Source organism: bacterium, assembly GCA_035528375.1.
GTDB lineage: Bacteria > RBG-13-66-14 > RBG-13-66-14 > RBG-13-66-14 > RBG-13-66-14 > RBG-13-66-14.
Genome location: DATKYS010000062.1, coordinates 1 through 4,810 on the forward strand (window position 1 = coordinate 1; position 4,810 = coordinate 4,810).

Consider the following 4,810-nt stretch of genomic DNA (forward strand, 5'->3'; position numbering starts at 1 on the left):
CGCGGCGACGATGCACATACTCCAGTCGCTTCCGGTCAGGGCGGATATGAAGGTGGGCCATGTGCTGCCGTCGTAGTACGTGGCGGAGCAACTCGGCCACAGGCTGCTTATCGCGCTGGAGAGGTAGTTGCCGCCGTACGCGGTGTCGTACTTGACGATTATGTTGTCGGGGTCCTGCCCCGTCGCCGCCAGGAGCAACAGGGTACACATGAGCAGCATCGCTCTTCGCATTTTCTCCTCCTTGGGTCGAACATTTACGGATTAATCAAAACTCAGCCTTGATCGCACCCCGGCTTGAAGCCGGCCACGGCCCCGCGGGGGGCGGTTCAGAATTTTCTCGGCCCCTCCCCGCGAGCGCACCGTTAAAACTCGGCCTTGATCACCCCCCCGGCTTGAAGCCGGCCACGGCCCCGCGGGGAGCGGTTCAGAATTTTCTCGGCCCCTCCCCGCGAGCGCACGTCAGAGCCCCGCTTTTATCGCCCCCCAGGTGGTGTCCTCAACGCTGTAATTCCCCGTGGTGAAGGTCCAGATGAAGTCGTCGGCCGTCTCGTTGCCCCTGTCGTCGGCTAGGCCGGCGGCCACGGTGCACCTTATCAGGTCAACCGGCAGGTCCTCGTCGGGGGTGAACGTGCAGACGACGTCCAAGCGGTCGGTGTCGTCAATGTCGAGCGTGCCCGAAATCTCGCCCGCCGGATGCGGATTAACCCGACCCACGGCCAGGGCTGAATCCGAAACCCGAACCCTGCCGCCCGGACGTAGCGACTGATCCTCCACGGTGAACACGATCGTGTCGGTGTCGACTGGACGTATATCACATACACAGTAAAACACGATATCCGTATCCACCGACACACCAGTATCCCCGTCATCGGGGTTCATATCGCGCACGTAAGGCGGGAATTCGGGGTACCAGGAGCCGCCGCTGACCGCGAAGAAGCCGGAGACACCCATGGGGCTGCCGTTCTGGCGAAAATTCCCGCCGTTCTCGACGAGCCAGTAGAAGTAGCTCGAGGTCCAGAAGAACTCAACCCAGTAGGTGCCGGCGTCGAGATCGAAGGTGTCGGCCGGCACCATGTCGGTCTGATACATGGTGTAGCCCCAGCCGCTGTAGCCGGTGTCGGTGTCGGTGACGTCGGAGATGGTTTCGCTCCAGACCTCGTCGCCCGGAGCGCCGCCGGAGTCAACCCAGACGGTCACTTCGAAGGGCTGGGGATGGCCGCCGGTGAAGATGCTCCAGCAGGTGAAACCCTCGATGGTGGCGTCGTCGTCGAGGACGAAGTCGTCGTCGCAACGGTAGCCGTCGCTGCTGTTGTAGCCGTTGGTGCACAGGGCGAAATCGAAGGGGTTCTCCCAGAGAATGTCGTTCGAGGGGGGCGGCAGGCAGGTGTAGCCGCCGCCGGGCACGACCTGTCCGAGATCGCCGGGGGCGTTCGTGTACAGCACGGCCCCGAAGGCCAAGCTGACGGAGAGAACCAAGATAAGCGTAAGAAATCTCATTTTACCACTCCTTTTTGGGTTCGATGGAGGGTAAGAAGGGTCCCGTGAAACGTCGCGCCGGGACCACCTAGAGCTCGGCCCCGTATCCCGCGGCCTCGACGGCCTTCGCCATCTCGTCGGGGTTGGTCAGCTCGGGGTCGTAGATGACTTCCGCCCACTCGAAATCCGCGCTCACCTCGGCCGAATCCACGCCGGTAATCGCCAGAAGGGCGCGGGTGACCGTCCGGGCGCAGTTGTCGCAGGTCAGGCCGGAGAGATATATGCTCGTTTTTTCCATTCTAAAACCCCCAAAATAGTAACGCATAACAAATATACTGGATAAATGGCCGATTTTCAACCCCCATGACTCCGAATGCGGACCGGTGCGCGGAACCCCCGGCTGTCGTACAATGGGGGGCGCAGAGGGAGGGGGCGGTGCTCGATCGGACGAGGGTCATCGGGATAGCGCTCCTCGGGGTCGTGACGGGTCTGGTGGCCCTCCTGGCCGCCTCACGCCCGCTGGGGCCCGGCGAGGCGGCGGTGGTCGTCCGGGGGGGGAACCGGGAGGTGGTCCGCGGGGGCTGGACGGTGGAACTGCCCTGGCGGGAGATCGAGCTGTACCGGCTGGTGGAGCCGATAAGCGGGGAGAGCCTCTTCCGCACCGCCGACTCGGTGCCGGTGCGCGCCCTGTGGTCCGCCGTGCGCATCCTGAACCCGGGACGGCTGGGGGAGCCGAATCCGGGACCGCCGGGCTGGGACCGCGCGTGGCCCCGGCTGCTGGTAAGTTCCGCCATCGTCCGTCTCGGAGAAGGGCGCGCCTTCGAGGATATCTACGGAACCCACCGGTCGGAATTGACCCGCGATGCACTGGAAGAGGTTGCGGAAACTCTGCGCGGAACGGCCGTGGGCGTGGAGGACCTGCGCCTGACCTCGGTCGTCCCGCTGGGCGACCGGGCGGAGCGGCTGCCGATGAGCCCGCCGCGCCTTTTTATCCTCGCCTTGGACGACCTGGACCGCCAAACCGTGGAGCGTCTCGCGGCCGACGGTCGCCTGCCCGCGGTGAAAAATCTCGCCGGGGCGGGGACCACGGTGTTTTTCCAAAACCCTAGCCCCGACGAGCCGGGCCCGTTCTGGGCAAAAATCCTTTCGGGGGGATTTTCCGCCTGGAACTGGATCGAAAGGCGCGCCCGCCGCGGATGGGTCACCGGCCTCGTCCACGCCCCCCTCCCGACGGCCGACGGGTACGCGGAATCGCTCAATCCCGACGGGACGTGCTCGCCGTTCCTGGCCGCGCTGACGGGGGCCTACGCCGGGCCGGAGTACGACCCGCCGGACCCCCGCCTCCTGGCCGGCGAGGCGGGTCTGGACGAGGCGGTGCGGGGGGCGGTCGAGGGCTCCCGGGCGGCGGGGGCGCTCCTGGATGCGGGAGCGGCCGCGGTCCTCTGGGGCTCGGACACTTTCAAGAAATTCTACGACGCCCTGTGGCCCCTGGTCCAGCGCTACCGGACCGTGGGCTACGGCGAGCGCTTCGGCGCGGAGGTCCACCTGGAGGAGGGGGACCTGATCCGGGCCGCCGAGTTCGGCGCCCTGGCCGAGCGGCTGGCGACCGCCCTGGACCGCTTCCTCGGCGAGCTCCTGGCCCGGCACCCCGACCTGACGGTGGTACTGATTTCCAGCGGCGGCTACGGCCCCCGGCCGGGGCTCTCCGGGGCGCCCTGGGGACCGACCGGCGCGGCGTGGATGCTCCTGGCCGGGCCCCACGTCCGGCCCCTCGGGGTGCGGGAGGGGACGGTGGAGGGCGCGGCGGCGGTCCTGGGCGAGCTCACCCTCGTGGAACGCCTCTCCGAGACCGGGGGAATCGGCGACCGGGAAATTTTAGAGCCCTGGTATCGGAGTCGGCTGACGCTCACCTGCCCGCCGCCGGAGGCCGTTGACAGCCGGGGCGCCGAAAATTACACTCTATCGGTGCCACCTGCCGTCGCCGATACCAATGACGACTAATAGGCCAGGCTGTTGCGTGAGTTGATTTAGGAGGTTGCCGTGAAGAGGATTACCTCCGTTGCCCTTGTCTCCATTACTCTAATCGCCGCCGTCGCCGGTTGCGCCAACAGGGCCACCTTTAAAGCCGACCTGAATGTCGCCGAGGCAAACCTGAAGGCCGACGACGACGAGACCGCCGCCCACGCCAGAGCCGAATATGAGGCCGCCCGCTCCGTCTGGATGACCGCCTCCGACGACTACGAGGCCGCCAAGGCTGCCTACGACGCCGCCGAGGTTTACTACGCCGAATACTCCTCCGCTGCTAAAGCCGCCCGCGACGACTACTGGGCCGCCGTCAACGACTATCGGGCCACCAGGGCTGACTACATGGCCGCCGAAGCCAACTACATGGCCGCCGACCCCGACTCCTGGGCCGCCCAGGTCGCCGCCTACGCCGACGAAACCTACTCCTACTATGCCTACCGCGACGCCGCCAAAGCCTTTGATACCGCTTACGATGCATTGAAAGTCACCGAGGCTGACCTGGAGACCGCCAAAGCCGACTACCGGGTCGCCGGGGCGGGCAGTTTTGGACTCCCTCACCCCATGTACATGGACCCCCTGACGGCCGCCGAAAACGCCTACGATGCAGCCAAAGCCGACTATATGGCCGCCGAAGATGCCTACTTCGACGCCAAGGCTGCCTACGACGCAGCCAAAGCCGACTACAAAGCCGCCGAAGCCGCCGCCGAGACTGCCACCGACGAGGCTGATGCCAACTAGGAAGCCCGGCCTTTGCCGGAGTGGACCTAGGAGGTTACCATTAAGAGGATTATCGCCGTTGCCCTTGTCGCCCTCGTCGGGTCAACCCGGGGGCTGAATAAATGAGACATAGGAATCCGCATCTTTGTCCCCATAGCTTAATCGGAACTGCACCCGGCCTATTGAAAAGGAAAATCGTATAATTTCACCCTGGTTGGGCTGAAGCACCCCCACCCTCGGAGGACTAGCGGTGTCCGGACACTCCAAGTGGTCCACCATCAAGCGCAAGAAGGGCGTCAAGGACGCCCGGCGCGGGAAAATCTTCACCCGCCTCATCCGGGAAATCACCATCTCGGCCCGGCAGGGCGGCGGCGACCCGGACTCGAACTCCCGCCTCCGCGCGGCCATCACCGGCGCCACCGCCGAGAACATGCCCAAGGAGAACATCCACCGCGCCATCATGCGCGGCACCGGCGAGCTCCCCGGCGTCGTCATCGAGGAGCACCTCTACGAGGGCTACGGCCCCGGCGGCGTGGCCGTCCTCGTCGAGGTCATCACCGACAACGCCAACCGCACCACCCCGGAGATACGG

At 65.7% G+C, this 4,810-nt stretch carries 6 protein-coding genes; 3 read left to right on the top strand and 3 right to left on the bottom strand.

Translation table 11 applies throughout. The features are described 5' to 3' along the window. The 3 genes from VM054_04650 to VM054_04660 all read right to left on the bottom strand — a co-directional run. On the bottom strand, window positions 1-231 hold a 231-nt coding region (locus tag VM054_04650), incomplete at its 3' end, for a hypothetical protein (protein ID HUT98348.1). A 228-nt stretch (window positions 232-459) separates the two neighbouring features. Beyond that, complete coding sequence (locus VM054_04655; GenBank protein HUT98349.1) at window positions 460-1,497, bottom strand: Ig-like domain-containing protein; 1,038 nt, start codon at window positions 1,495-1,497, stop codon at window positions 460-462. A gap of 67 nt (window positions 1,498-1,564) precedes the next feature. Next, on the bottom strand, window positions 1,565-1,774 hold the full coding sequence (locus VM054_04660; GenBank protein ID HUT98350.1) for a heavy-metal-associated domain-containing protein: 210 nt from the start codon (window positions 1,772-1,774) through the stop codon (window positions 1,565-1,567). A gap of 137 nt (window positions 1,775-1,911) precedes the next feature. On the opposite strand from VM054_04660, the gene VM054_04665 reads away from it, so the two are divergent. The 3 genes from VM054_04665 to VM054_04675 form a co-directional block, all read left to right on the top strand. Further along, complete coding sequence (locus VM054_04665) at window positions 1,912-3,477, top strand: hypothetical protein (GenBank protein HUT98351.1); 1,566 nt, start codon at window positions 1,912-1,914, stop codon at window positions 3,475-3,477. 39 nt (window positions 3,478-3,516) lie between these two features. Beyond that, on the top strand, window positions 3,517-4,239 hold the full coding sequence (locus VM054_04670; GenBank protein ID HUT98352.1) for a hypothetical protein: 723 nt from the start codon (window positions 3,517-3,519) through the stop codon (window positions 4,237-4,239). 229 nt (window positions 4,240-4,468) lie between these two features. Continuing rightward, a partial coding sequence (locus VM054_04675; GenBank protein HUT98353.1) for a YebC/PmpR family DNA-binding transcriptional regulator occupies window positions 4,469-4,810 on the top strand: 342 nt, incomplete at its 3' end.